The organism is Aeromicrobium senzhongii (assembly GCF_014334735.1).
GTDB classification, from domain to species: domain Bacteria; phylum Actinomycetota; class Actinomycetes; order Propionibacteriales; family Nocardioidaceae; genus Aeromicrobium; species Aeromicrobium senzhongii.
Window position 1 is genome coordinate 874,583 of record NZ_CP060587.1, and the last position, 26,542, is coordinate 901,124.

A 26,542-nucleotide genomic window follows, 5' to 3' on the forward strand; every position below is an offset into this window, starting at 1 on the left:
GCCCTGACGGGCCACGTACGCTGGTGTCATGCCTGTCGACTCCGTCTATCCCCGACTCGAGCCGCTGCTCTCGGGGGTCTCCAAGCCGATCCAGTACATCGGCGGTGAGCTGAACTCCACCGTCAAGGACTGGGACGAGGCCGACGTCCGTTGGGCGCTGATGTACCCCGACGCCTACGAGGTCGGCCTGCCCAACCAGGGTGTCCAGATCCTCTACGAGGTCCTCAACGAGCGTGAGGGGATCCTCGCCGAGCGCACGTACGCCGTCATGCCCGACATGGAGGCGGTCATGCGCGAGCACCGCATCCCGCAGTTCACCGTCGACGCGCACCGGCCCGTGGCGGAGTTCGACCTCTTCGGGATCAGCTTCTCGACCGAGCTGGGCTACACGAACCTGCTGACGGCGCTCGACCTCGCGGTCATCCCGCTGCTGGCGGTCAACCGCGACGACACGCACCCGATCGTCATCGCCGGCGGTCACAGCGCCTTCAACCCCGAGCCGATCGCCGACTTCGTCGACGCCGCCGTCATGGGCGACGGCGAGGAGGTCGTGCTGGCGATCAGCGAGGTCGTGCGCGAGTGGAAGGCCGAGGGTCGTCCCGGCGGTCGCGACGAGGTGCTGGCGCGCCTGGCGGCGTCCGGCGGCGTCTACGTGCCGAAGTTCTACGACGTCACGTACCGGCCCGACGGGCAGATCGCGGCCATCACGCCGAACCGCCCGGGCGTGCCCGCACGGATCGCCAAGCACACCCTGATGGACCTCGACAGCTGGCCGTACCCGAAGAAGCCCCTCGTGCCGCTGGCCGAGACGGTCCACGAGCGGTTCAGCGTCGAGATCTTCCGCGGGTGCACCCGCGGCTGCCGGTTCTGCCAGGCCGGCATGATCACCCGCCCGGTGCGCGAGCGCTCCATCCAGACGATCGGGCAGATGGTCGACAACGGCCTGAAGCAGTCCGGCTTCGAGGAGGTCGGCCTGCTGAGCCTGTCCAGCGCCGACCACTCCGAGATCGGCGAGGTCGCCAAGCAGCTCGGCGACCGGTACGAGGGCACCAACACGTCGCTCTCGCTGCCGTCGACCCGCGTCGACGCCTTCAACATCACGCTGGCCAACGAGTTCAGCCGCAACGGGCGACGCTCGGGCCTGACCTTCGCCCCCGAGGGCGGCAGTGACCGGATGCGCAAGGTCATCAACAAGATGGTCAGCGAGGACGACCTGATCCGCACCGTCGCAGCGGCGTTCTCGCACGGCTGGCGTCAGGTGAAGCTCTACTTCATGTGTGGTCTGCCCACCGAGACCGACGAGGACGTCCTGCAGATCGGCGAGCTGGCCAAGCGCGTCATCGACACGGGCCGTGAGGTCTCGGGTCGTCGCGACATCCGCTGCACCGTCTCGATCGGCGGCTTCGTCCCGAAGCCGCACACGCCCTTCCAGTGGGCGTCCCAGCTCGATCACGAGACGACCGACGACCGGCTGCGCAAGCTGCGGGCCTCGGTCCAGTCCGACAAGCGCTACGGCAAGGCCATCGGCTTCCGCTACCACGACGGCAAGCCCGGAACCATCGAAGGACTGCTGTCACGCGGTGACCGTCGCGTGGGCGGCGTCATCGAGGCCGTGTGGCGCGACGGCGGCCGGTTCGACGGCTGGAGCGAGCACTTCAGCTACGACCGGTGGGCCGAGAAGTCGGCCGAGGTGCTGTCGCCGCTGGGCGTCGACCTCGACTGGTACACGACCCGCGAGCGCGACCACGACGAGGTCCTGCCGTGGGACCACATGGACTCGGGCCTGGACCGCGAGTGGCTCTGGGAGGACTGGCAGGACGCGATCGACCCCGACGGCGCCGCCGAGGTCGAGGACTGCCGCTGGACCCCCTGCTACGACTGCGGCGTGTGCCCGGAGTTGAACCTCGACATCGAGATCGGCCCCACGGGCAAGAAGCTGCTGCCCCTCTCGGTGGTCTGAGATGGGTGCGCATTCCCCGCGTCAGTCGCTCGTGGTCGCGCTGGCCACGGGCGTCGTGTCCGTCGTCCCGATCGGGCGCGCCCCGCGCCGGGTCCGGGCCGCGGTGGTCGCCGGCACCGGCCTGGTCGCAGGCGGCGCCATGTTCACGGCCCTGAACCGTCCCCATGTCGTCGGCTTCGAGCAGCAGCCGACCCCTGCGCGACCGGCGGCCGCCATCGGAGCAGTCGTCGGCGCCGCGGCGGCCGGGGCGATGGCCGTGGGCGTGGTCCTCGATCGCGAGGCCGAGCAGTTCCTGGTGCGCCGTGGAGTCCGGCGTCCGCGTCTGGTCCTCGGGGTGGCCGGCGCGGCGCTGTCCTACGTGTTCGACGCTCTCGAGCGGCGCTTCGACACGGCCGACTGACGAGGCCTCCGCGTCAGCGCGGCGTACCGAAGTTCTGCACCCAGTAGCTGCCGTACTTGTCGTTGCTGGCCGCGTAGCCGACACCGAGCTCGGTGAACCCTCCGGCCATGATGTTCCGGCAGTGTCCGGGGCTCGCGACCCAGCCCTGGACGACCGCCTCGGGGGAGGGGTAGCCCGCCGCGATGTTCTCGCCGATCCGCGACCAGTTGTAGCCCTGGGCGTCGACGCGATCGCGCAGGCTCGAGCCGTTGCGCCCCGTGTGGCTGAAGTAGCCGTGCGCCGCCATGTCCGCGCCGTGCGCCTGGGCCGACCGGGTCAGGCGCTCGTTCAGGCGCAGCGGCCCGCGAGCGGGGAACGACTCCTCACCGCACTCGCGTGCCTGCGCGCGGGCCGCGTTCACGAGGGCCAGGACCCGCTGGGACCGGGCGTCCGGCGTCCATGCCGTGCGGGTGGCAACCTTCTTGACCGGGCTGTTGACGGCGCGGAGCCGGCCCTTCGCCGTGACGCGGACGCGCAGCTTCACGGTGGCACCGGCCTTCGTGGTGGCGCGGTGGCGCAGCACGACTCGGCCGTGGCGGTTGGTGCGCTTGCGGTCGACCTTCACCCAGCGTCCGTTGACGCGGCGCTGCAGCGTCACCACGCGGCCCTTCGACGCCTTGCCCTTCGTCGTGACCTTGACGGCGTACTTCACCGTGGCGCCGGGCTTGACCGTCTGGCTCTTCGACGTGAACCCCCGGACCTTCGTGGCCGTCGTGCCGGCGGCGCCGGCAGGTGCACCTCCCAGGAGGAGGGCACAGGCGGTCAACAGGAGGACGAAGGTGTGACGCATGTGACACACGGTAACGGTGGGGACAGGCTCGCGGAACCCCTTCGGACGTCGCCGTAGGCTGGTTCCGTGAGCAACGACGGCGGAACGACCCTGCAGGGCACTCCCAATCCGGAAGCCCCGAACCCGCAGCTGCCGATCGTGCAGAAGCTGCGCATCCGGTACGCCAAGCGCGGCCGCATGCGGTTCACCAGCCACCGCGACTTCGCGCGGGCCTTCGAGCGGGCCATCCGCCGCGCGGCGCTGCCCATCGCGCACTCGTCGGGCTACTCGCCCCATCCGAAGATCTCGTACGCGGGCGCCTCGCCCACGGGCGCGGCCAGCGAGGCGGAATACCTCGAGATCGGTCTGATCCGTGCGATGGAGCCGGCCGAGGTCCAGGCGGCCCTCGACGAGGCGCTGCCGACCGGCCTGGACATCATCGACGTCGTCGTGTCCCCGGGCGGTCCCCTGGCCGATCTGCTGCAGGGCAGCCGGTGGTTCATCGAGCTGCCCGAGGTGTCCGCCGAGGCCGCCGCGGCGGCCGTCGAGACGTTCCTGGCGCGGGACGAGGTCCTCGTCGAGCGCATGATGAAAAAGGGTCTGCGCACGTTCGACTGCCGGGACGCCGTCATCCGACTTCGCGTCGATGAACGCTCCGGCACGGACGGATGTGCGATACTGGACGTGGTCGTACGCCATGACATCCCGTCGGTGCGACCGGACGACGTGATCACCGGACTGCGCACCCTGTGCGGCCTGCCGATCGAGAAGGCGCCTCTGGCGACCCGCTCGGACCAAGGGCCGCTGGATGTTCAGAACGGTACGGTCGGCGATCCGCTCGCCACCGGCCGCGACGCACCGTGAGGTGCTGACCGCGGCAGGTAGAGGGGTCGCCGTGTGACAGGCCTAAGCGCCGTCCTGCAGACAGACTTGAGGTCCTGCGGGACCGTTGACCAGCCCGGTGGGTGGCTGCGCCGCTGCCGGGCGAAGGAGAGCACATGCTCGATCCGAACGACGCGACCGACGCGCCCGACACCACTGGGCCTGACACCACCGAGACCACCGAGGCCCCGACGCGCACCCGCCGTCGCGCGGCCGGGCGGCCCGCCGGCCCGCCGGCCGCGGTGTTCGCACCCCCGGTCGAGGAGGCTCCCGAGCCGCCTGTGACCGACGAGGAGGAGCCGGACGAGGACGAGGCGCCGGAGACGGCCCCGACCACCCCGACGGCCCGCAAGCTGCCGCCCGTCGGCGCGATGTTCCAACCGCCGCCGGCCGAGCTGGCTCCGCCGCGCGAGAAGAAGCGCGTCGAGCCCCAGGACGACGACTCCGACGCCGCCACGAGCGACCTCGACGCCTCCGACGACGAGGACGGGTCCGGTGACGACGAGGGCAGCGAGGGCGGACGCCGCCGTCGCCGCCGTGGTGGTCGCCGCCGTCGCAAGAGCGACCAGGACGGTGGCGCCGAGGGCTCGGACGACTCCGATGCCGACACCGCCGAGGCCGAGGCCAAGGACGGCGACGCAGGGGACGAGGAGCAGTCCTCGTCCGGATCCACCCGTCGCCGCCGGCGCCGTGCGCGGGCCGGCGAGGGAGCCGACGGCGCGCCCGACGACCCCGAGAACACGGTCGTCAAGGTCCGCGAGGGCCGCACCGCCTCGGACGAGATCACCGGGGTCACCGGCTCGACCCGCCTCGAGGCCAAGAAGCAGCGCCGCCGAGAGGGTCGCGAGGCCGGTCGTCGCCGCGCCCCGATCGTCAGCGAGGCCGAGTTCCTGGCCCGCCGCGAGGCCGTCGACCGCGAGATGGTCGTGCGCCAGCGTGACGACTACACGCAGATCGCCGTGCTCGAGGACGGCGTCTTGGTCGAGCACTACGTCGCCCGCGAGTCGCAGACCTCGCTGATCGGCAACGTCTACCTGGGCAAGGTCCAGAACGTGCTGCCCAGCATGGAGGCCGCCTTCGTCGACATCGGCGCCGGTCGCAACGCGGTGATCTACGCCGGCGAGGTCGACTGGTCGAACATCCAGAACGGCAAGCAGCGCAAGATCGAGGACGCGCTGCAGCCCGGCCAGACCGTCCTGGTCCAGGTGTCCAAGGACCCCATCGGCCAGAAGGGCGCACGGCTCACGAGCCAGATCAGCCTGCCCGGCCGGTTCCTGGTCTACGTGCCCGGCGGCGGCAGCAACGGCATCAGCCGCAAGCTCCCCGAGAACGAGCGCGCCCGGCTGAAGGGTCTGCTCAAGGAGGCGCTGCCCGAGAGTGCCGGCGTCATCGTGCGCACGGCCGCCGAGGGCGCCACCGAGGACCAGCTGCAGCGCGACATCACCGCGCTGACGGCCCGCTGGGAGGACATCGAGAGCAAGGCGGCGGCCGGCAAGGCGCCCCAGTTGCTGTACTCCGAGCCGGACCTGATGATCAAGGTCATCCGTGACCTGTTCAACGAGGACTTCGCGACGCTGACCATCCAGGGCGACGAGGCCTGGGACATGGTCGCGGGCTACATCGCCCACGTCGCCCCCGATCTGGAGGAGCGGGTCAAGCGCTGGGAGGGCGAGAACGACATCTTCGCCGAGCGGCGCCTGGACGAGCAGATCCACAAGGCGCTGGACCGCAAGGTCCACCTGCCCTCGGGTGGCTCGCTGGTCATCGACCGCACCGAGGCGATGGTCGTCGTCGACGTCAATACGGGCCGGTTCACCGGCTCGGGTGGCAACCTCGAGGAGACCGTCACCAAGAACAACCTCGAGGCAGCCGAGGAGATCGTGCGTCAGCTGCGGCTGCGCGATCTCGGCGGCATCATCGTCATCGACTTCATCGACATGGTGCTCGAGAGCAACCGCGACCTGGTGATGCGTCGCCTGGTCGAGTGCCTCGGTCGCGACCGCACCCGCCACCAGGTCGCCGAGGTCACCTCGCTGGGTCTGGTGCAGATGACGCGCAAGCGCATCGGCACGGGCCTGCTGGAGTCCTTCAGCCACGAGTGCGAGCACTGCCACGGCCGTGGCGTCGTCATCGAGGACGCGCCGGTCGAGCCGAAGAAGGACGACGGCCAGCGCCGCGGACGCCGAGGCGGTCGTTCCGGCCGCAGTGGTGGCGGCAACGGTGGCGGGAGCAGCAACGGCAACGGTGGGGGACGCCCGCCGCGTCAGGACCGGAACGACGAGTCCGGCGACGATGCCGTGAAGACCGAAGAACCCCGAAACGACGAGTCGTCGCAGGCTCCTTCGCAGGAGCCGGCGGCGGTTGAGGCACCCGTTTTGACCGACGATGGTGCGCCCGAGTAGAATCGACAGTCGGTGCGCATTGCGCACCTCCCGACTTTTTCAGGACGAAGTGAGGAATCCCGTGGTGTACGCAATCGTGCGCAATGGCGGCGGCCAGGCCAAGGTCGCGGTCGGCGACGTCATCTCGATCGACCAGGTCAAGGCGGCCGAGGGCGACACCGTCCAGCTCGCCGCGGTCATGGTGGTCGACGGTGACCAGGTGACGGCCGGTGCCGACGCCTCCAAGGCCAAGATCGACGCAGAGGTGATCGGTGGGCTCAAGGGCCCGAAGATCATCATCCAGAAGTACAAGAACAAGACCGGTTACAAGAAGCGCCAGGGTCACCGTCAGAAGTACACCCAGGTCAAGATCACCGGCATCTCCAAGTAAGGGACTGACGACATGGCACACAAGAAGGGCGCAGCCTCCACCAAGAACGGTCGCGACTCCAACGCCCAACGCCTCGGCGTCAAGCGTTTCGGCGGCCAGTTGGTCAACGCGGGCGAGATCATCGTTCGTCAGCGTGGCACCCACTTCCACCCCGGCTCCAACGTCGGCCGTGGCGGCGACGACACGCTGTTCGCCCTCGCTCCCGGCGCGGTCGAGTTCGGTTCGAAGCGCGGCCGTCGCGTCGTGAACATCGTTCCGGAGCAGTGACGCGCAGATCTTCCTGAGGAGGGGCGGTCCGCTGATGCGGGCTGCCCTTTCTCTTTTCCCCCACCACGTTCAGGAGAACCCATGGCGATCCCCAGCTTCGTTGACCAGGTGACCCTGCACGTCTCCGGGGGCAACGGCGGCAACGGCGTCGCGTCCGTCCACCGCGAGAAGTTCAAGCCTCTCGGCGGACCCGACGGCGGCAACGGCGGGCATGGCGGCGACGTCATCCTCGTCGTGGCCCCCGACGTCACGACGCTCATCGACTACCACCACGAGCCCCACCGCAAGGCCACCAGCGGTGCGCCCGGTGCCGGCTCGAACCGCAGCGGCTCCAACGGCGAGGACCTCGTCCTGCGCGTCCCCGACGGCACCGTCGTGCGCGACGCCAACGGCGAGGTGCTGGCGGACCTGGTCGGCGCCGGCACCGAACTGGTCATCGCGGCCGGCGGCCGTGGCGGCCTCGGCAACGCCGCGCTCGCGTCCAGCAAGCGCAAGGCCCCCGGGTTCGCGCTCAAGGGTGAGCCGGGCGAGGAGCGCACGGTCACGCTCGAGCTCAAGGTCGTCGCGGACATCGGTCTGATCGGCTTTCCGTCGGCGGGCAAGTCCAGCCTCATCGCCTCGCTGTCGCGGGCCCGCCCCAAGATCGCGGACTACCCGTTCACGACCCTGGTGCCCAACCTGGGCGTCGTCACGGCCGGCGACACCACGTTCACCGTCGCCGACGTCCCCGGCCTGATCGAGGGCGCGAGCGAGGGTCGCGGTCTGGGCCACGACTTCCTGCGCCACGTCGAGCGTTGCGCCGCCCTCGTGCACGTCATCGACTGCGCCACGGTCGAGCCGGGCCGTGACCCGCTGTCGGACCTGGACGTCATCGAAAACGAGCTCGCCCGCTACGGCGAGTACGCCGGTGTCGACTTCAGCGACCGGCCCCGCCTGGTCGCCCTGAACAAGACCGACGTCCCCGACGCCGCCCAGATCGCCGAGTTCGTCACCGACGAGCTGCGTCAGCGCGGCTTGCGCGTCTTCGAGGTCTCCGCGGCCAGCCATGCCGGCCTGCGCGAGCTGTCGTTCGCCATGGCCGAGATCGTCGCCGCCCGTCGCGCCGCCGAGCCGCACCGCGAGGCCACGCGCATCGTGTTGCGCCCGCCGGCCCCGTCCGGTGTCGGCCGCGAGTTCGAGGTCCGTCAGATCGAGGGCCGCTGGCACGTCATCGGCGAGAAGCCCGCCCGCTGGGTCCGCCAGACCGACTTCAGCAACGACGAGGCCGTGGGCTTCCTCGCCGACCGGCTCAACCGGATCGGCGTCGAGGATCACCTCCTCAAGCTGGGCGCCAAGGCCGGCGACGACGTCGTCATCGGTGCCGCCAGCGAGGCAGACCTGGGTCGCGACGAGGTCGTGTTCGACTTCGATCCCACCATCACGGCCGGCGCCGAGGTGCTGGGCCGTCGTGGCGAGGACCTGCGCATCGACCAGAGCACCCGTCGCACGAACCAGGAGCGGCGCGAGCTGCTCGCGGCACGTCGTGCCTGGGAGCTCGAAGCGGTCGCCGCCCGGGCCGAGGGCCGCGAGCCCGAGCCGTTCGACCCCCGCACGGTCCTTCCGGACTGGGAGATCGGTGAGGAGTACCCCGGCGACGACGAGCTCGACGAGGACGATCGGTGAGGGTCGTCCTCAAGGTCGGTTCGTCCTCGCTGACGACGCCTGACGGACATCTGGACCCCGACCGCATCGGCACCGTCGTCGATGCCGTCGTCGCGGTGCGCGCCCGCGGTGACGAGGTCGTGCTGGTCTCCTCCGGAGCCATCGCCGCCGGACTCGGCCCGCTCGCACTGCCGAACCGCCCGCGCGACCTGCCCACGCAGCAGGCCGCCGCGGCGGTCGGCCAGCGCGCCCTCATCGCGCACTACTCCGAGGCCTTCGCGGCCGCCGGCCTGATCGTCGGACAGGTGCTGCTGACCGTCGAGGACGTCACCCGCCGCAGTCACTACCGCAACGCGCGCCAGACCTTCGCCAAGCTGCTCGAGCTGGGCGTCGTCCCGGTCGTCAACGAGAACGACACCGTGGCCACGTCCGAGATCCGCTTCGGCGACAACGACCGGCTGGCGGCGCTCGTGGCCCATCTCGTGCACGCCGACGAGCTGATCCTGCTGTCGGACGTCGACGGCCTCTACACCGCTCACCCCGACCTGCCCGGCTCGCGTCCCATCGCCACCGTGTCCTCCGACGCGGACCTCGAGGGGATCGATGTCGCCCGCGTCGGATCGGCCGTCGGCACCGGTGGCATGGTCACCAAGATCGAGGCCGCGCGGATCGCGACGGCCGCCGGCATCCCCGTCCGGCTCACGTCCGCTGCTCGCGCCATCGAGGCCGTCGAGGGTCAGCCGGTCGGCACCCGGTTCAACCCCACCGGCAAGCGCCGCGCCACACGTCTGCTGTGGCTCGCCCACGCGAGCGAGACCCGGGGCCGGCTGCTGCTGGACGACGGCGCCCGCCGCGCCCTCGTCGAGCGCGGCGCCTCGCTGCTGGCGGCCGGCATCGTCGCCGTCGAGGGCGAGTTCTCCGCCGCGGACCCCGTCGACGTGATCGGTCCGGACGGCGCCCTCGTCGCCCGCGGGATCGTCAACTACGACAGCCAGGAGCTGCCCGAGATGCTCGGTCGCTCCACCTCGGAGCTGGCCGCCACGATGGGCGCCGACCACGACCGCGCGGTCATCCACCGCGACGATCTGGTCCTCATGTCCTGACGCTGTCGCATCAGCAGGCCTTGCACGGCCTCTCTCTCGGTGACACGGTCAAGTCACGGAGGTCGGTCGATGCCCGCACCCAGCACCGCCCAGGTGGTCATGGAGCTGCGCGTGCACGGCGTGCGCGGGACCCCGACCGCGTCGATGCTCGGCGTCGACCAGAGCCGCGTCGTCCAGGTGGCGGGGGACCGGCTCACCGGCTTCTACCGGATCGCCGACGGCGCCGACCCGCCGCTGCGGACGCTGCCGCCCGGCATGGCCCTCGAGGCGTACTCCTGGGGCGAGCTGACGTCGGGCGTCCGCGGCATGTGGGGGTGGGTGACCCGCGTGCTCTGGCTGGGGCTGCTGCCGTTCGCGCTGGTGAACCTCGCGTTCTGGGCGCGGACACAGGTCGGTGAGAACAACGGCCAGGCCCGCTGGGGGCTGCGCGCCGTGCGCGTGAGCGGTCTGATCCTGACCGCGATCGCGGTGCTGACGGCGTGCTTCATCGCGATCGACCTGATCGCCTGGCAGTGCTTCCGGGCGAACTCCGTCGCGTGTCCGGTGCTGCCGGGGTGGTTGGACGGACTCGCCTCCCTGACCGCGGGACGGCGGATCGCCGTGACCTCGCTGGTGCCCGTGGCCATGGTCCTGGGCCTCGTGGCCCTCACGCGCCAGAGCGTCACCCGGTACGAGGCGACCCCGGACGCGCCGGCCCAGGCGACACGGGACCAGGAGCACGACCGATGCGCCGACAACGTCCTGGGCCACCCGAGGATGTGGCAGGGCGAGCACCGGACGCGCCAGCTGCTCTACCTCCACGTCGCGCTGGCGCTCGCGACCATCGTGCTGTTCTCCGGCGTGCACCTGATCGCGCGGGAGGCGACCGGACCCGTGTGGGCGACCACGCTCGCGGCGGCCGCCGTGGCACTGCTCGTGGTGGCCCGCGCGCTCTCTGTCGATGAGGACGACCCGGAGTTCCGCGACACGTGGAAGGTCTCCGTCGCCGGCACCGTGCACGAGTTCCCCCGTCGGCCGATGGACTGGATGACGGGGCCGGGAGAGATGCTGCGCCGGATGCCGTTGCGGCCCGTGGCGCTGGCGGCCGCGGTGGTCGTCGCCGCGCACCTGGCGCTGCTGTGGACCACGGACGTCACCAGGGAGGACGGGGACTGGTACGGCGCGAACCTGTGGTTCATCGGCCTGTTCGTCGCGCTGACGATCGTGCACGTCATCGTCTTCGTCGGCGGCCGGGCCCGACTGCGCGGCACCTTCCTCGTCGTCCTGCTCCTGCTGGCCCTGGTGGTCGGGGGCCGTGAGCTCCCGACCCTCGTGCTGGCGGGCCTCACCGCGCTGGTCTGGCTGGCGTTGATGATCTGGCACCACCGTCAGGCCGCGAAGCCCGAGCAGGCCGCGTTCGCGTGGGGCGGCGCGGGCGCCTCGGTGATGCTGGGCGGGGCCACGATGGTCGCGCTGTTGTTCACGTCGGCCGCGGCCGTCGCGGCGGCCGACTACCTGAACGACGGCTCGCAGTCGGTGGCCGACCTGACGACCCGCCGCAACGAGAACGCGCCGCTGTCGGCAGCGGGGGAGACCGACCCCCTGACCCTGGCCGGCGACGTCGTCCTCGAGGGGGCGCGGATCGTGCGGACGAACACGACCGTCGCGGTCACCCACGGCACGGTGCGCACGGACGCGCTGACCCGACGCAGTCGCGTGGATCCCGACTCCTCCTACTCGATGGCGTCGTCACGGGTGCAGCACGCGACCCTGGCCCTGCCCGAGGGCGTCACGACCGTGCGGCTCGTGTCCGCGTGCTTCGGCACGAACTCCGCGAAGCGCAGCGCCGTCTGCACCGGTGAGTCGACGGGCTTCCGCACGGCCGGGGTGCTCATCGTGAGGCCGACGTGCGAGGTGGACGGGACGGTGCGGCGATGCCTCACGGTCGACGCCGCCGGTGGGCGGGTGGCGCTCGAGGTGACGGACCCGCCGCAGACGCCACTGGTCGTGCCGCAGATCCTCGTGTGGACCCCGTTGATGCAGCTGGCGGTCATCGTCTCGGGCGCCGTCGTCACGGGATTGCTGGTGTGGCGATTCCGCCGCCGCGCCGCGCCGCTGATCCGGGCGCGGGTGGACGATGACGACCCGGTCGTCCCCGAGCAGGACCGGGCGGCGGTGAAGAACGCTCGCGTGACGGCGGCGCTGGCACACCGGGGCGAGCGGCTCCTCGACGGGATCGGCGCCGTCGCCTCGCTGCTGGCCGTGACCACGCTCGCCCTGTCCTCCGCCGGCCGCCCGCCGTGGGACTGGTGGGAGCCGGCGCGGCCGCTCGCGACGCTCTCGCTGTACGTGGCCCTCGGCCTGAGCGTCGCGCTGATGATGCTCGGCGCCCGCATCCGCCGTTCACCCACCGCGCGACGGAACGTGGGCGTCCTGTGGGACATCACGACGTTCTGGCCGCGGGCTGCTCATCCGTTCGCGCCGCCCTGTTACGCGGAGCGGGTGGTCCCCGAGATCACCACCCGGGTGCGCTGGGCGATGGGGGAGGAGGGCCAGGACCCGGGCCGCGTCGTGGTGCTGTCCGGCCACAGCCAGGGCTCGTTGATCTGCGTCGCGGTGGCGAGCCGCCTGAACGGACGGGCGACGCAGTTGCGACTGCTGACGTACGGGAGCCAGATCCGGGCGCTCTACGGGCGGGTCTTCCCGGCCGCCGCCGGACCCGACGCACTGGGCTACGTCCCCACCACCGGGCCCGCGCGCATGGGCGAGGCGTGGCCCGACGTCCCGAACACACCGCCCGACGACTCACCGGCGATGGCGGTGGGGCTCCGCGAGCGACTGCAGGACCCGGCGCACTGGGTGAACCTGTTCCGCCGGTCCGACCCGCTCGGGTACCGCGTGTACTCCGACCGGGACCACGTGGTCCTCGACCGGCCCACGCTCGAGGTGCGGCGCGCCGGCTCGGGCGATCCGGGCTCGATGGTGATGACGCACGGGGGCTACCAGCACACACCCGAGTACCGCGAGGCCATCGCGGAGTGGACGGGCGAGACGGTGCAGGTGCCCTCGACGGACCCCGCGAGCACCGAGCCGCTGCCGCCGGCGTGACCTACCGCCGCCGGGGCAGCGCGCGATCCCAGGCCACGACGACCGCCAGGCCCACCACGACGCCGAGGATGGTGTCGGACAGCCGGTCCTGCAGCAACGACGTCACGGGCGCGGTCGAGCCCAGGTGCACCATCAGCAGCGCGAGCGGGGTGACGACCATCAGCGCGACCGCGTAGTTGCGGCCGATGAGCAGCTCGGCGCCGACCTGCAGGACGATCACGAGCAGGATCGTGGCGAGCGTGCCCAGGTCGAGGGCCAGCAGACCCGCGGCGACGACGACGCCCAGGAAGGTGCCGACGGCACGATGCACGCCGCGCAGGACCTGGTGTCGGGTGCTCGGCCCGGCGATGGCGGCGGCCGCCGCGACCGACGCCCAGTAGGCGTGCCCGAGCCCGAAGACGGTGGCGACGATCGCCGCCAGGGCGACGGCGAGCGTGACGCGGGTGATCTCGGGCGCCGTGCGCGGCGACCGCAGCGCGGCGTGCAGGGGCGCGTCCCAGTGCTGGCGGGGGCGGTGACGTGCCGGCGTCAGGGCGCCCATGGCCCCGACGACAAGAGCGAAGAGCGCTGTCGCCACGGCGACCGCGAGGTGAAGGGCGACGTCCCGGCTTGAAACAGGCGCCCCCGCGGTCGCGCCGACGGCGAAGACGGGGAAGAGGACGCCGGGCGGGTGCCAGGCCCAGACCAGCGAGGCCAGGGCGGCGACGGCCGCGATCCCGGCGAGGCCGACGACGACGAGCCACTCACCGGCTCCGGCGGCGGAGAGCACCGTCCCGGTCGCCACCGCGACGACGAGGACGACGGCCGCGGTGCTCTGCATCAGGGCGCGGGGCCGGTGGGAGTTCGCCCGGCCGTACAGAGCCGTGAACGCACCGAAGGTGGCCGGCAGCGCCAGATCGAGGCGACCGATCGCCCACAGCAGGAGCAGCGGCATGCCCATGCTGACGCCGGCGCGCAGTGCGACCCAGTGCGCGTCCCCGTGCGGACCGAACGCCGTCAGTGACTCCCACGCGCGATGCAGGGCGGTGGAGTCGGAGGAGGGCACGCCTCGATGGTAGAACTCGGAACTAGACTCGCCGCATGGGTACCGAGGTTCGTGAAGCCGCACTGCGCGCGCGGGACGCCGCGCGGGTGCTGGCGCTCGCCACGCGCAAGGAGAAGGACGCCGCGTTGACGGCGATGGCCGAGGCACTGGTGGCCGGCACCGACCGCATCGTGGCCGCCAACGCCGAGGACGTCGCCGAGGCGCGAGCCGAGGGCACGCCCGAGAACGTCATCGACCGGCTGGCGCTCGACGTCGACCGGGTCGCGGCCTTCGCGCAGGGCGTCCGCGACATCGCGGCCCTGCCCGATCCGATCGGCGAGGTGGTGCGCGGGTCGACCCTGCCGAACGGCCTGCAGTTGCAGCAGATCCGCGTCCCGATGGGCGTCATCGGGATGATCTACGAGGGCCGTCCCAACGTCACGGCCGACGCCGCCGCGATCTGTCTCAAGGCCGGCAGCGCCTCGCTGCTGCGCGGCTCGCGCTCGGCCCGGCGCTCCAACGCGGTCATCGCCCGGATCATGCGCGACGCCGTCGCCTCGGCAGGCCTGCCCGCCGACGCGATCCAGGCGATCAGCGCCGAGGACCGCAGCACCTCCACCGACCTGATGACCGCCCGGGGCCTGGTCGATCTGGTCATCCCGCGCGGGGGAGCGGGTCTGATCCGCACGGTCGTCGAGCAGTCCACCGTCCCGGTGATCGAGACCGGCACGGGCAACGTCCACGTGTACGTCGACGCCGATGCCGACCTGGACATGGCGCTGGACATCGTCATCAACTCCAAGACCCACCGCACGAGCGTGTGCAATGCGGCCGAATCGCTGCTGGTCCACCGTGACGTCGCCGACGAGTTCCTGCCGCGGGTCGTCAAGGAGCTGCAGGGACGCGACGTGGTGATCCACGGTGACGCCGCGTTCCAGGCGTTCGACGGGGTCGACGCGGCCACGGACGACGACTACGCCACCGAGTACCTGGCGTCGGAGATCTCGGCGAAGGTCGTGGACTCCCTCGACGAGGCGGTCGACCACGTCCGCCGGTTCAGCTCGGGGCACACCGAGGCGATCGTGACCCGTTCGCTGGAGGCGGCCCGCCGCTTCACGATGGGGGTCGACTCGGCCGCGGTGATGGTGAACGCGTCCACACGGTTCACCGACGGCGGCGAGTTCGGCTTCGGGGCCGAGATCGGCATCTCGACCCAGAAGCTGCACGCTCGCGGTCCGATGGGCCTGACCGAGATGACCACGACCACCTACGTGGTGACGGGTGCCGGTCAGACGCGCTGAGACGCTGGTAGATTGTGGCCATGCTCGATCTGATCCTGGCCGCTGAAGAAGCGGCTGAACACGGTGAGGCCGCGGTGAACCCGTTCGTCTTCGGCGCCATCGCCCTCGCTGTCCTGATGGCGCTCCTCCTCATCACCGTCGTCTTCGGGTTGGGTCGCGAGCACACCTGAGCATGAGCGATCGTCGCCGCCGCATCGGCGTGATGGGCGGCACGTTCGACCCCATCCACCACGGACACCTCGTCGCCGCCAGCGAGGTGCAGTCGTGGTTCGACCTCGACGAGGTCGTCTTCGTCCCCACGGGCCAGCCCTGGCAGAAGTCCGACCGCGAGGTCTCCCCGCCGGAGGACCGCTATCTGATGACGGTCATCGCCACGGCGGCGAACCCACGGTTCAACGTCAGCCGGGTCGACATCAACCGTGAGGGGCCGACCTTCACGATCGACACCCTGCGCGACCTGTCCGCTGCGTACCCCGACGCCGACCTGTACTTCATCACCGGCGCGGACGCCATGGCGGCGATCCTCACCTGGCGCGACCACCGCGAGCTCTTCGAGCTGGCGCACTTCGTCGGCTGTACGCGACCGGGTCACGAGATGAACGAGTCGACGCTCGAGGGCCTGCCCCGCGAGCGCGTCACCCTCGTCGAGATCCCGGCGCTGGCGATCAGCTCCACCGACTGCCGTGCGCGGGTCCACAGCGGCGAGCCGGTCTGGTACCTCGTGCCCGACGGCGTCGTCCAGTACATCGGCAAGCACGGCCTCTACCAACCTGAAGAACGAACGACGAAGGACGCCTCATGACCGCCACCGATCGCGCGATCGAACTGACTCGTGCCGCAGCACATGCCGCCGCCGACAAGCAGGCGGACGACCTCATCGCCTTCGACGTCTCCGACCAGCTCGCCATCACCGATGTCTTCCTGCTCGCCTCGGCGTCGAACCCGCCGCAGATGAACGCGGTCAAGGACGCCATCGAGAAGAAGCTCCTCGAGCTGGGTGCCAAGACGATCCGCCGCGAGGGCCAGCGCGAGTCGCGCTGGATCCTCATGGACTACGGCGACATCGTCGTGCACATCCAGCACACCGAGGAGCGCGCCTTCTACGCCCTCGAGCGGTTGTGGAACGACTGCCCGGCGATCGACCTGCAGCTCTCGTGAAGCCCGGCAGCACGATGGGTCGCCGCGTCATCTTGTGGCGGCACGGCCGCACCGAGTGGAACGTCGCCGGCCGCGTGCAGGGCCAGACCGACATCGCGCTCGACGAGGTCGGCCGCCAGCAGGCCGTCGAGGCCGCGGCGCGGCTGGCGTCGCTGGCGCCCGCGCGCATCGTCAGCTCGGACCTGTCGCGTGCTGCCGACACCGCAGGGGCGCTGAGCGAGCGCACGGGCGTGCCGGTCGAGCTCGACCCGCGACTGCGCGAGCTCGCCTTCGGGGCGCGCGAGGGGCTCACCTGGCGCGAGTCCTGGGAGCGCTTCCCGACCCAGATGCAGGCGTGGGCCGACGGTGACGAGACCCAGATCGAGGGTGCCGAGACGCACGCCCAGGCCGGGGCCCGCCTCGCCGCCGCGCTGCGCGAGTACCTCGACGAGCTTCCGCTGGGCGAGACGCTCGTCGTCGTCGCCCACGGCGCCGTCCTGCGCACGGGCATCCTGGAGTTCCTCGGCATCCCCGAGTCCTCGTGGCGTCAGTTCGGCGGCCTGTCGAACTGCCACTGGTCGGTGCTGGAGGAGGCGCGGTACCAGGACTGGTCGCAGTGGCGCCTGTCCGAATGGAACACCGGATCGCTCCCGGAGCCGGTCATGTCGGACGACGAGACCGAATAGGGGGACCCCGGTTTGGGGGTCTCGAGGGGGAGCAGTTAGTATTGCTGAGGTTGTTAGCGGGGCATTGGCGCAGTTGGTAGCGCGCTTCCATGGCATGGAAGAGGTCAGGAGTTCGAATCTCCTATGCTCCACCGAACAGAGGTCGATCCAGAGAATGGATCGGCCTCTTCTCATGTGCGGGCGTGGGCCAGACTGGGGTCATGGCGCGCTATGTGACGTACTCCCGGACCGGCGGACCCGAGGTCCTCGAGCTGCACGAGGGGCCCGACCCCACGCCCGGTGACGGGAAGGTGGTCGTCGAGATCCGCGCGGCCGGGGTGAACCCGATCGACCTGAAGCTGCGAGCCGGCATCCGGCCGTCACCGCCCTTCACCGAGCCGCGTCGCGTGGGCTTCGACGGCGGTGGTGTCATCGTGGCGGTGGGTGCCGGCGTGGACGGCGTCGGCGTCGGCGACGAGGTCGTCATCCAGAACACCCAGGGCACGTACGCCACGCACGTCGTGGCCGACCCCGGCCACCTCACGGCCAAGCCCGAGGGCGTCGACTTCGAGACGGCGGCCGCGCTGGGTGTCCCCGTCTCGACCGCGTACCAGGCCCTGCGCTCGCTCGAGGTCGAGAACGGCGACCGGCTGCTGCTGCACGGCGGCTCCGGCAGCGTCGGTCAGGCGGTGGTCCAGCTCGCGGTGGCCCGCGGTGCCCACGTCGTGGCGACGGCGGGGGAGCGCAACCACGACCGCCTGCGCGAGCTGGGCGCGACGCCGGTGACTTACGGCGAAGGACTGCTGGAGCGACTGCGTGAGGCGTCCCCGGAGGGCTACACGGTCTCGCTGGACTGTGCGGGCACGCAGGAGGCGCTGGAGACGAGTCTGGAGCTCGTGGACCGCGCCCGGATCGGCACGATCGTGCAGGGCGCCCAGTACCACGACCTGGGCCTGCAGGCGTGGTCCGGCGGGTCGCCCGAGCCCCTCACGCCGCAGCAGCAGGCCTGGCGCGAGGAGGCCGTCCCCGCGGTCCTGCCGCTCATCGCCTCGGGCGCGTTCCAGGTCGAGATCGGGCGCGTCCTGCCCCTCGACCAGGCCGTCGAGGCGCACCGGCTCAGCGAGGCCGGCGACGTGCGCGGCAAGATCGTGCTCGTGCCCTGAGAGCGCGCGTCATAATGGGCTGATGCCCAAGATCTCCGCGCCGACCGTCGGCGCGCACCGCGAGGCACAACGTGCTGCGCTGGTGCGCGCCGCGACGGAGCTGCTGAGGGAGTCGGGTCTGGCCGGCGTGAGTCCGCGAACCGTCACCGAACGCGCGGGGATGGCGCGGTCGAGCTTCTACGACTACTTCCCATCGAAGGACGACCTGGTCGTCGCCGTGGCGATCGTGGCGTTCGACCGGTGGAACCAGGAGATCGACGCCGCTCTCGCCGATGTCGAACCCGGCCTGCCCCGACTCCGGGCGCTGGTCGACGCGACGATGCGCATGACCGCCGACGGGGAGCACGGCCTGGCCGGGGCCCTGCGCCAGGCCGAGCTGTCGCCCACGCAGTTCGAGAACCTCATGGCCCTGCACGAGGTCCTGATGCGGCCCGTGGCCGCGGTGATGGCCGAGGTCGGGATGCCTGATCGGTTCCTGCCGCTCGTCCAGAGCGCCCTCGGCTCGGGCGTGAGCCTGGTCCAGCGCGGTGGTGACCCCGTGCAGGCCGCGGATGACGTCTTCACCCTCCTCACGGCCGGTGTGCCCCGCGCCTGAGCCCCTTGGCCCGGGGTGGCAGACTGGGATTGTTGCCGACAGGGTGTCGGTAACCTGATACCCGAGGGACACGCATGTTTCTAGCCTTGCGCGAGCTGCGGTTCGCACGCGGCCGCTTCGCCCTGATGGGCACGGTGATCGCGTTGATCTCCGTGCTGGTCGTGTTGCTGTCCGGACTGTCGTCCGGACTGGTCAACGACGGCGTTTCCGGCCTGAAGTCCATGCCTGTCACCGCCTTCGCCTTCGACGAGGGCACGATGAAGGACAACGCCTTCAGCCGCTCGGTCCTCGAGGAGGACCAGCTGCAGCCCTGGCGCGACGCCGAGGGCGTCGAGGCCGCCGAGCCCATGGGCGTGAGCATCGTCAACAGCACGACGAGCGAGGGCCAGCAGGTCGACCTGACGCTCTTCGGCGTCGAGACCGACGGCTTCCTGGCTCCGGAGACCTCACAGGGCGATGGCCTGGGGCCGGTCAACGGCATCGTCGTCTCCGAGACCCTGAAGGACGACGGCGTCGAGATCGGCACCGTCATGACCCTGGACCGGATCGACGTCGAGCTGACGGTCGTCGGCTTCACCGAGGGGCAGGCGACCTTCGGTCACGTCGACGTGGCGTACCTGCCGCTCGCGACGTGGCAGCTGATCGCCTCGAACACCGCGCAGGCGGGTGTGCCCACCGAGGCCACCGTCGCCGCCTCCGACCACAGCCTGTTCAGCGCCGTCGCCGTGCAGGCGAAGGACGACGCAGACGTGGACCTCGCCGCCGCCGACAAGGCCGCCGGCACCACGAGCATGACCCTCACCGAGTCGTTCAACGCCTCGCCGGGCTACGAGGCCGAGACGATGACCCTGAGCATGATCCAGGTCTTCCTCTACGTGATCTGCGCGCTCGTCGTGGGCGCCTTCTTCACGGTGTGGACGATCCAGCGGGCCGGCGACCTGGCCGTGCTGCGCGCCATGGGCGCCTCCAGCCGCTACCTGCTCCGCGACAGCATCGCGCAGGCCACCCTCGTGCTGCTGGTCTTCACCGGCATCGGTGTGGCCGCCGGAGTCGCGTTGGGTGCTGCGATGCCCGCCGCGATGCCGTTCGAACTCGAGGCCGGCCCGATCGCGGTCGCCTCGCTCCTGACCATCGTGCTGGGTTTGCTGGGCGCCGCCGTCTCGGTGCTGCGCATCACCCGGATCGATCCCCTCGCCGCGCTGGGAGGCCGCCGATGAACACCGACACCACACCCGCCCTCGAGATCGTCGACGCGACGCTCGAACTGGGCGACGGCGACACCAAGGTCCGCGCACTGGACCACGTGTCGCTGACGGTCCAGCCCGGCGAGTTCGTCGCCATCGTGGGCCCCTCGGGCTCGGGCAAGTCCTCGCTGCTGGCCGTGGCCGGCGCGCTGTCGAACCCCGACTCCGGCTCCGTCAAGGTCCACGGCACCGATCTGAGCACCCTGTCGAGGGGCGCTGCCGCCAAGTTTCGGCTGGAGAACATCGGCTTCGTCTTCCAGTCCGGCAACCTGCTGCCCTCGCTGACGGCGGCGGACCAGCTGCGACTGGCCGGCCGTCTGGCCGGGAACCGCAAGGTCGACCCGCAGCCGGTCCTCGACTCCGTGGGCATGGCCCATCGTGCGAAGAACCGGCCGGGCAACCTCTCCGGTGGCGAGCGCCAGCGCGTGGGCATCGCCCGGGCCCTGGTGAACGACCCGACGCTGCTGCTGGTCGACGAGCCCACTGCGGCCCTGGACCGGCGCCGCAGTCACGAGGTCGTGCAGCTGCTGGCCGACCGCGCGCGGGACGGGAACGTCGCCGTCGTCATGGTGACGCACGACCACGACGTCCTCGAGCACTGCGACCGGGTGCTGGAAATGGTCGACGGACGCCTGGAGGCGCTGGCCGGCTGGGCGCGTGCTGCCCGCACGCTGGACACCGCGTCGCCGCAGTGACCGCGGGGCTCAGGACAGACTGAGCCGCATCAGGACGCGAGGGAAGCCGCTGAGCACCGAGTCGGTGTCAGCGGCTTTCTCGAACCCGGCGCGCTCGAACATCACGCGGGTTCCGACGTACGCCATCGTCAGGTCGACCTTCGCGCCCTGGTTGTCCACCGGGTAGGCCTCGACCGCCGGGGCGCCCTGGGCGCGCGCGTACTCGACCGCCCCGGCGATCAGGCGCCCCGTGATGCCCTGCTTGCGATGGCCAGGCCGCACCCGCACGCACCACAGGCTCCAGACGTCGAGGTCGTCGACGTGGGGGATCTTGCGGCTCGTGGCGAAGGACGTGTCGGCCCGGGGATGGATCGCCGCCCACCCCACGACCTCGTCGCCGTCGTAGGCCAGGACGCCGGGCGGGCCCTGGGCCAGCAGCTCGCGGACGTACTCGCCGCGCGCTTCGCGGCGCAGCTCGCGGTTCAGCGGGCCGGGCACGCGATAGCTGAGGCACCAGCAGGACTCCGCGTCGGGCCGCTTGGGTCCCACCAGCGTGCGGACGTCCTCGAACTCGGTGGCTGGGCGCACGTCGATGGTCATGAGAGGGCTCCTGGGCTCAGGCGGGAACGGGACGATAGATCACGGGTGCGCCGACGACGTACGAGTCGACGAGTCGGATCGGCGGTGCGAGGCTGCGCCGGTCGAGGTGGTCGTGGGACTTCATGTTGTGGTGCTTCCTGCACAGGGACCGCAGGTTGTCGGCCGAGGTGGTGCCACCGCGATCGTAGGCCAACTCGTGGTCGAGGTCGGTGTCGCGGATGTCGGCCTGGCAACCGGCGACCCGGCAGGTGCCGTCGCGCCATCGCAACGCCTCGCGCAACGACTCGCTGGGCTGATAGCCGAGCTTCGTGGCGTCCATGACGTTGCCGAGCGGATCGAGCACGAGCCGGCGGAACAGCGTGTGCTCGCCGGCGGCCAGCTCACGCGCCCAGGCGGCGGGAACGGGCTCGCGGTCGCCACGGGTGAAGGCCGCGCCGGAGGTCAGCCCGATCAGGTCGGTGGAGTCGATCGTGATCGCGATCTCGGCGCGGATGTCGGTGTGGGTGCCCTCGCTGCAGGTCAGCCAGTGCGCGACGAGGTCGGCCTGCTTCTGCTCGCGGGTGCGGCGGTCGCGCTCGCCCGTGTCGGGATCGGTCCGGGGGAGCGCCTTGGCTGCAGCCCGCAGGCGGTTGCCGACCGCGACGGCCACGCCCGTGGGCAGCAGGGCGCTGAGCCACGACGTGCCGTCGTCGTTGTGCGAGATCTCGACGTGGCGCCGCTCGGTGGCTCGGGCGGCCTCGTCCTCGAAGGCCTCGGGCTCGAGCCGGGCCCGCAGCCGCTTCAGCCACGCGCGCAACTCGCCCGGGGTGTGCTCGGCACCGTACGCGGCAGCGTTCTGGTCGACGGCCTCGAGCGCCTCGGGCGTGCGCAGCCTGGCGACCACGTCAGCGATGAGACCGATCCGGCGCGCATCGAGGACTCCGTCGCGGAACGCGTTCCAGACGGTCGGAGCGCGATCACGGACCTCCTCGCCCTGGACGATGATCCGCCAGACCGCGTTCTCAGGGAGCCGCAGCTGCTGGGCGATCTCCAGGGTGACGGCGCGCCGGGCGAGTTCCTTGCTGATCGGGGCATCGTCGGTGGCGTCGATCCGCCGAATCTCGCGTTCGCGGTGGCTGATCACCAGGTTCCACTCGGTGAACTCGGCCTGGGCCCGCCCGCGCCGGACTGCGGCGAAGGCGTCAGCAGGGGTCGAGGTCATGACCTCAGTATAGAACAGGCGTTCGAACAATCGTCGAATTACACTCGGTTTCCCACTAGGTGAGACGGCTCTCCTTTCGCCGTGGGGCCAGCACGATCGCTGCGACGACCGGCAGGGTCAGCAGGCCCGCGACGCCCGTCAGCGTGCCGAAGTTCGACATCGCCACCACGAGCCCGGCCAGCAGTCCGCCTGCCGCGCCGGCGAGGTTCATCGACAGGTCGCTGAAGCCCTGCACGAGCGGCCGCACCGAGGGGTCGACGCTGCGGGTCAGCAGCGCGGCGCCGGCGATGACGGACATCGACCAGCCGATGCCGAGCAGAACCAGGCCGACGGTGATCTGGATGTTGGAGTGGCCCGCGGTGCCGGCGACGACACAGGCCAGGACGAGCACGACCTGGCCTCCCACGATGGTGGGCTCGGCGCCCCACCGGTCGGTGGTCCAGCCGAAGAGGGGCGAGAGGGCGAACATGCCGGCGATGTGCAGGCTGATCGTGAAGCCGATGACCGAGAGCTCGGTGCCGTGGCCGGACATGTGGACCGGCGTCAGGGCCATGACGGACACCATGATCGCGTGGGAGAGTGCCACGGCGGTGATCGCGACGGCGGTGGCGCCTCGGACGTGGGGGAGCGCGGCGGCGATCCGCGGCGGTGCGGGCGCGGAGGCGGCGCGTCGTTCGAGCGGGTCGGGGCGCAACAGCAGCCAGGTCAGGACTCCCGCGACGGCGAAGGCCAACCCCGAGAACACCTGGGGCCCGGCCAGCTCGGGGATGCCCAGCGTGCGCGCCACGACGGCACCGGGGCCGGTGAGGTTGGGACCGGCGACCGATCCGATCGTCGTGGCCCAGACGACGAGCGCGATCGAGCGGCCCACCTCGGCGGGCTCGGCACGGTCGGCCGCGGCAAACCGCGACTGGAGATTGGCGGCGGTGCTGGCGCCGAACAGCAAGAACCCCAGCAACAGCAACGGAAGGAACTCCCACGCGGCGCCGCCGACGACCGCCGTGGCACCGAGCGAACCACCCCACCAGCCCGCGGTGAGTGCCGGGCGGCGGCCACGGTGCACGGCGAAGTTCGACAGCGGAACGGTGAACAGGGCGGCGCCGAGCGTCGTGGCGACGACGGCCATCCCCGCCCAGCCGGCCGACCCCGTGACGTCCTCGATCAGCAAGGCTCCGACCGCGAGTCCCGCACCGTTGCCGATGCCGCCGACGACCTGGACCAGCGCCAGCGTGCCGACGGTCCGACGCTGGGCGGGCCAGCCCATGTCAGGCCCAGATGGTGACGCGCTCGGCCGGATCGAGCCAGAGCTCGTCGTCCGGAGTCACGTCGAACGCCTCGTAGAAGGCCTCGATGTTGCGCACCACCTGGTTGCAGCGGAACTCCGGCGGCGAGTGCGGATCGACCGTGAGGCGCCGCAGCGTCTCGGCCGGCCGGGACTTGCCCTGCCAGGCGCGCGCCCAGGCCAGGAAGAAGCGCTGGTCAGGAGTGAACCCGTCGATGGACTCGGTCGGCTTGCCCTCCTGGGCGAGCTTGAACGCCAGGTACGCGATGCCGAGCCCGCCGAGGTCGCCGATGTTCTCGCCGATCGTGAGCGCTCCGTTGACCTTCTGCCCGTCGGCGTTCGCGGGGCTCAGATCGTCGTACTGGGCGATGATCTTGGCCGCGAGCGCGTCGAAGGCGGCGCGGTCGTCGTCGGTCCACCAGTTGCTCAGGGCGCCGGTGCCGTCGTACTGCGAGCCCTGGTCGTCGAAGCCGTGGCCGATCTCGTGGCCGATGACCGAGCCGATCGCGCCGTAGTTCACGGCGTCGTCGGCCCGCGCGTCGAAGAACGGCGGCTGCAAGATCGCGGCGGGGAAGACGATCTCGTTCATCGTCGGGTTGTAGTACGCGTTGACCGTCTGTGGCGTCATGTACCACTCGTCGCGGTCGATCGGCTTGCCGATCTTGGCCAGCTCACGGTCCATCGCGACCGACTGGGCGCGGCGGGCGTTGCCCACGAGGTCGCCCGGGTCGGTCTCGAGCGCGGAGTAGTCCTTGAAGCTCTCGGGGTGACCGATCTTCGGCGTGAAGGCGTCGAGCTTGTCCAGGGCGCGCTGCTTGGTCTCGTCGCTCATCCAGGGCAGCTTGCGGATGCTGATCCGGTAGGCCTCGAGCAGGTTCGCGATGAGCTCCTCCATGCGCGACTTGGCCTCGGCGGGGTACTCGGTGCGGACGTAGATCTTGCCGACGGCCTCGCCCATCGAGCCCTCGACGAAGCCGATGCCGCGCTTCCAGCGCGGTCGCAGCTCGTCGGTGCCCTGCAGGGTCTTGCCGTAGAACTCGAAGTTGGCGGCGACGAAGTCGTCGGAGAGGAAGGGTGCGGCGGCGTGCACGAGCTGCCAGCGCAGCCAGTCGAGCCAGGCCGGGAGCAGGTCGTCGGTCAGCAGCGTCTGCACGCCCTCGAGGTAGGAGGGCTGGGAGACGACGGCCTCGGCCAGCACCTCGTGGGCGATGCCGGCCTCGTCGGCCCAGGCGCGCCAGTCGAAGGAGGGGGTGAGCGCGTCGAGCTGGTCGAGCGTCATCAGGTTGTAGGTCTTCTGGGCGTCGCGGCAGGCGACCCGGTCCCAGTGGTGCGAGGCGATCCGCGTCTCGATGTCGAGGGCGCGGTCGGCGCGCTGGTCGGCCTCGTCGAAGCCGGCCAGGCTGAGCATGGTGGCGATGTGCGCGCGGTACGCCTCGCGGATCTCGGCGAACTGGTCCTCGCGGTAGTAGGACTCGTCCGGCAGGCCGATGCCGGCCTGGACGACGTGCGTGACGTACCGATCGGGACGACCCCGGTCGGGGGCGATGTAGAGGCCGGCGATGCTGTTCACGCCGGAGCGCTCGAGCGCCCCGATCGTGCGGACCAGAGCGGGGACCGAGGTGACCGCGTCGATCTTGGCGAGGTCGTCGGCCAGGGGAGCGGCGCCGAGCTGCTCGATGCGGTCGGTGTCCATGAAGCTGGTGAAGAGGTCGCCGATCTTGCGCTCTTCGTCGTCCTGGGGATCGGCGGCGCAGCGCTCGACGATCGTGCGGACCAGTTCCTCGGCCTCGTCGACCAGATCGATGAAGCCACCGGCCGTCGCGCGATCGGGTTTGATGGGCGCCTCGCGCAGCCACGGTCCGTTCACGTAGCGGAACAGGTCGTCCTGGACGCGGATCGAAGGGTCGAAGGTCGAGGGATCGAGGCCGTTGCTCACGCGGTTAGGCTACACAGCGTGGCGAATCGTATCGAGGTGGAAATGACCGTCCTCCGGACGGAGGAACTGGCCCCTCGGATGCGGCGGGTGGTTCTGGGTGGACCGGCGTTCGACGAATACCTCGCCAGCCACCTGCCCGCGACGGACACGTACGTCAAGCTCGTCTTCCCCTCGCAGGACGGCGACGTGCTGCGCACCTACACGGTCAGGTGGGTGGATCCGCAGGCGCGCGAGCTGGCCATCGACTTCGTCACCCACGGCACCGAGGGTCTCGCCGGCCCGTGGGCCGCCGCGGCCCGGCCCGGCGACACGCTGCGCTTCCGCGGCCCCGGGGGCGCCTACCGCCCCGATCCGACGGCCGACCACCACCTGTTCGTCGGCGACGAGTCGGCGCTACCGGCGATCGGCGCGTCCGTGGCGGCGTTGGAGTCCGGCGCTGCGGCCACCGCCTTCATCGAGGTCGACGGACCCGAGCACGAGATCGACCTGCCGACCTCCGGCGACCTGACCCTCGTCTGGCTGCACCGGGACGGGGACGCGCCGGGTTCGACGAGGCTGCTCGACGACGCGGTGCGGGCCTGGCCGTGGCCGCAGGGCCGCGTGCAGGCGTTCGTGCACGGTGAGTCGGCGCTGCTGAAGACGGTGCGGCCGTACCTCATGGACGGCCGTGTCGACCGCAAGGACATCTCCGTCTCGGCCTACTGGCGCTGTGGTGAGACCGAGGAGGGCTTCCGGGCCTGGAAGAAGCAACAGCAGGACGCGGTCATCCGACCGGCCGCGCCCCGGTAACCTCGTCGGGT

General features: G+C 71.1%; 25 protein-coding genes and 1 tRNA gene. 20 read left to right on the forward strand and 6 right to left on the reverse strand.

What is annotated here, in order from left to right; all coding sequences use genetic code 11:
* Positions 1–28 precede the first annotated feature (28 nt).
* Complete coding sequence (locus H9L21_RS04440) at positions 29–1,960, forward strand: TIGR03960 family B12-binding radical SAM protein (protein ID WP_154595520.1); 1,932 nt, start codon at positions 29–31, stop codon at positions 1,958–1,960.
* 1 nt (position 1,961) lies between these two features.
* Positions 1,962–2,360 carry a hypothetical protein gene (locus H9L21_RS04445; RefSeq protein ID WP_154595519.1) on the forward strand — a complete coding sequence of 133 codons (399 nt, stop codon included), beginning with the start codon at positions 1,962–1,964 and terminating at the stop codon, positions 2,358–2,360.
* 13 nt (positions 2,361–2,373) lie between these two features.
* On the opposite strand, the gene H9L21_RS04450 is transcribed toward H9L21_RS04445, so the two are convergent.
* Positions 2,374–3,189, reverse strand: a complete 816-nt coding sequence (locus H9L21_RS04450; protein WP_154595518.1) for a CAP domain-containing protein — start codon at positions 3,187–3,189, stop codon at positions 2,374–2,376.
* A 66-nt stretch (positions 3,190–3,255) separates the two neighbouring features.
* Between H9L21_RS04450 and H9L21_RS04455 the strand changes: the two genes are divergently transcribed.
* The 7 genes from H9L21_RS04455 to H9L21_RS04485 all read left to right on the forward strand — a co-directional run bounded on the left by H9L21_RS04455 (position 3,256) and on the right by H9L21_RS04485 (position 12,920).
* The gene (locus H9L21_RS04455; protein ID WP_187411799.1) at positions 3,256–4,032 is read left to right on the forward strand and encodes a TIGR03936 family radical SAM-associated protein; all 777 of its coding nucleotides are present in this window, start codon (positions 3,256–3,258) and stop codon (positions 4,030–4,032) included.
* 134 nt (positions 4,033–4,166) lie between these two features.
* Complete coding sequence (locus H9L21_RS04460; protein WP_154595517.1) at positions 4,167–6,452, forward strand: Rne/Rng family ribonuclease; 2,286 nt, start codon at positions 4,167–4,169, stop codon at positions 6,450–6,452.
* Between the two features lie 64 nt (positions 6,453–6,516).
* Positions 6,517–6,822, forward strand: a complete 306-nt coding sequence (rplU, locus tag H9L21_RS04465) for a 50S ribosomal protein L21 (RefSeq protein ID WP_187411946.1) — start codon at positions 6,517–6,519, stop codon at positions 6,820–6,822.
* Positions 6,823–6,834: 12 nt separating this feature from the next.
* Positions 6,835–7,089 carry a 50S ribosomal protein L27 gene (rpmA, locus tag H9L21_RS04470; protein WP_146827583.1) on the forward strand — a complete coding sequence of 85 codons (255 nt, stop codon included), beginning with the start codon at positions 6,835–6,837 and terminating at the stop codon, positions 7,087–7,089.
* Positions 7,090–7,170: 81 nt separating this feature from the next.
* On the forward strand, positions 7,171–8,751 hold the full coding sequence (obgE, locus tag H9L21_RS04475) for a GTPase ObgE (protein ID WP_154595515.1): 1,581 nt from the start codon (positions 7,171–7,173) through the stop codon (positions 8,749–8,751).
* Positions 8,748–9,833 (forward strand): glutamate 5-kinase, encoded by a 1,086-nt coding sequence (gene proB, locus H9L21_RS04480; RefSeq protein ID WP_187411800.1) that lies wholly within the window; start codon positions 8,748–8,750, stop codon positions 9,831–9,833. The genes obgE and proB overlap by 4 nt, the downstream gene beginning before the upstream one ends.
* Before the next feature lie 69 nt (positions 9,834–9,902).
* The gene (locus H9L21_RS04485) at positions 9,903–12,920 is read left to right on the forward strand and encodes a hypothetical protein (RefSeq protein WP_154595514.1); all 3,018 of its coding nucleotides are present in this window, start codon (positions 9,903–9,905) and stop codon (positions 12,918–12,920) included.
* 1 nt (position 12,921) lies between these two features.
* On the opposite strand, the gene H9L21_RS04490 is transcribed toward H9L21_RS04485, so the two are convergent.
* Positions 12,922–13,965 (reverse strand): FUSC family protein, encoded by a 1,044-nt coding sequence (locus H9L21_RS04490; RefSeq protein ID WP_154595513.1) that lies wholly within the window; start codon positions 13,963–13,965, stop codon positions 12,922–12,924.
* Positions 13,966–14,000: 35 nt separating this feature from the next.
* On the opposite strand from H9L21_RS04490, the gene H9L21_RS04495 reads away from it, so the two are divergent.
* The 10 genes from H9L21_RS04495 (at position 14,001) to H9L21_RS04540 (ending at position 20,744) form a co-directional block, all read left to right on the forward strand.
* Complete coding sequence (locus H9L21_RS04495) at positions 14,001–15,245, forward strand: glutamate-5-semialdehyde dehydrogenase (protein WP_154595512.1); 1,245 nt, start codon at positions 14,001–14,003, stop codon at positions 15,243–15,245.
* A gap of 20 nt (positions 15,246–15,265) precedes the next feature.
* A complete protein-coding gene (locus H9L21_RS04500; protein WP_187411801.1) occupies positions 15,266–15,415 on the forward strand; it encodes a hypothetical protein in 150 nt (49 codons plus the stop codon).
* A gap of 2 nt (positions 15,416–15,417) precedes the next feature.
* On the forward strand, positions 15,418–16,047 hold the full coding sequence (gene nadD, locus H9L21_RS04505; RefSeq protein ID WP_154595511.1) for a nicotinate-nucleotide adenylyltransferase: 630 nt from the start codon (positions 15,418–15,420) through the stop codon (positions 16,045–16,047).
* Complete coding sequence (gene rsfS, locus H9L21_RS04510; RefSeq protein WP_154595510.1) at positions 16,044–16,403, forward strand: ribosome silencing factor; 360 nt, start codon at positions 16,044–16,046, stop codon at positions 16,401–16,403. Before nadD ends, rsfS begins: the two co-directional genes overlap by 4 nt.
* Complete coding sequence (locus tag H9L21_RS04515; RefSeq protein ID WP_255467332.1) at positions 16,400–17,068, forward strand: histidine phosphatase family protein; 669 nt, start codon at positions 16,400–16,402, stop codon at positions 17,066–17,068. The genes rsfS and H9L21_RS04515 overlap by 4 nt, the downstream gene beginning before the upstream one ends.
* Before the next feature lie 58 nt (positions 17,069–17,126).
* Positions 17,127–17,199, forward strand: a tRNA-Ala gene (locus H9L21_RS04520).
* 69 nt (positions 17,200–17,268) lie between these two features.
* Positions 17,269–18,210, forward strand: coding sequence for a quinone oxidoreductase family protein (locus tag H9L21_RS04525; protein WP_154595509.1), 942 nt, complete (start codon positions 17,269–17,271; stop codon positions 18,208–18,210).
* Positions 18,211–18,232: 22 nt separating this feature from the next.
* Positions 18,233–18,805: a TetR/AcrR family transcriptional regulator gene (locus H9L21_RS04530; protein ID WP_154595508.1), complete on the forward strand. Its 573-nt coding sequence runs from the start codon at positions 18,233–18,235 to the stop codon at positions 18,803–18,805.
* Between the two features lie 74 nt (positions 18,806–18,879).
* Entirely contained in the window at positions 18,880–20,022 is a 1,143-nt protein-coding gene (locus H9L21_RS04535) for an ABC transporter permease (RefSeq protein WP_154595507.1), read from the forward strand.
* On the forward strand, positions 20,019–20,744 hold the full coding sequence (locus H9L21_RS04540) for an ABC transporter ATP-binding protein (protein WP_154595506.1): 726 nt from the start codon (positions 20,019–20,021) through the stop codon (positions 20,742–20,744). Before H9L21_RS04535 ends, H9L21_RS04540 begins: the two co-directional genes overlap by 4 nt.
* Before the next feature lie 9 nt (positions 20,745–20,753).
* On the opposite strand, the gene H9L21_RS04545 is transcribed toward H9L21_RS04540, so the two are convergent.
* The 4 genes from H9L21_RS04545 to H9L21_RS04560 are packed head-to-tail and all read right to left on the reverse strand — an operon-like array spanning position 20,754 to position 25,742.
* Positions 20,754–21,323: a GNAT family N-acetyltransferase gene (locus tag H9L21_RS04545; RefSeq protein WP_154595505.1), complete on the reverse strand. Its 570-nt coding sequence runs from the start codon at positions 21,321–21,323 to the stop codon at positions 20,754–20,756.
* A gap of 16 nt (positions 21,324–21,339) precedes the next feature.
* Entirely contained in the window at positions 21,340–22,524 is a 1,185-nt protein-coding gene (locus tag H9L21_RS04550; RefSeq protein ID WP_154595504.1) for an HNH endonuclease signature motif containing protein, read from the reverse strand.
* A 55-nt stretch (positions 22,525–22,579) separates the two neighbouring features.
* Complete coding sequence (locus tag H9L21_RS04555; RefSeq protein ID WP_154595503.1) at positions 22,580–23,788, reverse strand: MFS transporter; 1,209 nt, start codon at positions 23,786–23,788, stop codon at positions 22,580–22,582.
* 1 nt (position 23,789) lies between these two features.
* Entirely contained in the window at positions 23,790–25,742 is a 1,953-nt protein-coding gene (locus H9L21_RS04560) for a M13 family metallopeptidase (protein WP_187411802.1), read from the reverse strand.
* A 42-nt stretch (positions 25,743–25,784) separates the two neighbouring features.
* Between H9L21_RS04560 and H9L21_RS04565 the strand changes: the two genes are divergently transcribed.
* Positions 25,785–26,531, forward strand: a complete 747-nt coding sequence (locus H9L21_RS04565; protein WP_154595502.1) for a siderophore-interacting protein — start codon at positions 25,785–25,787, stop codon at positions 26,529–26,531.
* The last annotated feature ends 11 nt before the right edge of the window (positions 26,532–26,542 follow it).

Coding starts and splice junctions, on each gene's coding strand:
- H9L21_RS04440 (WP_154595520.1), top strand. CDS start 29: ATGCCTGTCGACTCCGTCTATCCCCGACTCGAGCCGCTGCTCTCGGGG.
- H9L21_RS04445 (WP_154595519.1), top strand. CDS start 1,962: ATGGGTGCGCATTCCCCGCGTCAGTCGCTCGTGGTCGCGCTGGCCACG.
- H9L21_RS04450 (WP_154595518.1), bottom strand. CDS start 3,189: ATGCGTCACACCTTCGTCCTCCTGTTGACCGCCTGTGCCCTCCTCCTG.
- H9L21_RS04460 (WP_154595517.1), top strand. CDS start 4,167: ATGCTCGATCCGAACGACGCGACCGACGCGCCCGACACCACTGGGCCT.
- rpmA (WP_146827583.1), top strand. CDS start 6,835: ATGGCACACAAGAAGGGCGCAGCCTCCACCAAGAACGGTCGCGACTCC.
- obgE (WP_154595515.1), top strand. CDS start 7,171: ATGGCGATCCCCAGCTTCGTTGACCAGGTGACCCTGCACGTCTCCGGG.
- H9L21_RS04485 (WP_154595514.1), top strand. CDS start 9,903: ATGCCCGCACCCAGCACCGCCCAGGTGGTCATGGAGCTGCGCGTGCAC.
- H9L21_RS04495 (WP_154595512.1), top strand. CDS start 14,001: ATGGGTACCGAGGTTCGTGAAGCCGCACTGCGCGCGCGGGACGCCGCG.
- H9L21_RS04500 (WP_187411801.1), top strand. CDS start 15,266: ATGCTCGATCTGATCCTGGCCGCTGAAGAAGCGGCTGAACACGGTGAG.
- nadD (WP_154595511.1), top strand. CDS start 15,418: ATGAGCGATCGTCGCCGCCGCATCGGCGTGATGGGCGGCACGTTCGAC.
- rsfS (WP_154595510.1), top strand. CDS start 16,044: ATGACCGCCACCGATCGCGCGATCGAACTGACTCGTGCCGCAGCACAT.
- H9L21_RS04525 (WP_154595509.1), top strand. CDS start 17,269: ATGGCGCGCTATGTGACGTACTCCCGGACCGGCGGACCCGAGGTCCTC.
- H9L21_RS04530 (WP_154595508.1), top strand. CDS start 18,233: ATGCCCAAGATCTCCGCGCCGACCGTCGGCGCGCACCGCGAGGCACAA.
- H9L21_RS04535 (WP_154595507.1), top strand. CDS start 18,880: ATGTTTCTAGCCTTGCGCGAGCTGCGGTTCGCACGCGGCCGCTTCGCC.
- H9L21_RS04540 (WP_154595506.1), top strand. CDS start 20,019: ATGAACACCGACACCACACCCGCCCTCGAGATCGTCGACGCGACGCTC.
- H9L21_RS04545 (WP_154595505.1), bottom strand. CDS start 21,323: ATGACCATCGACGTGCGCCCAGCCACCGAGTTCGAGGACGTCCGCACG.
- H9L21_RS04550 (WP_154595504.1), bottom strand. CDS start 22,524: ATGACCTCGACCCCTGCTGACGCCTTCGCCGCAGTCCGGCGCGGGCGG.
- H9L21_RS04555 (WP_154595503.1), bottom strand. CDS start 23,788: ATGGGCTGGCCCGCCCAGCGTCGGACCGTCGGCACGCTGGCGCTGGTC.
- H9L21_RS04565 (WP_154595502.1), top strand. CDS start 25,785: ATGACCGTCCTCCGGACGGAGGAACTGGCCCCTCGGATGCGGCGGGTG.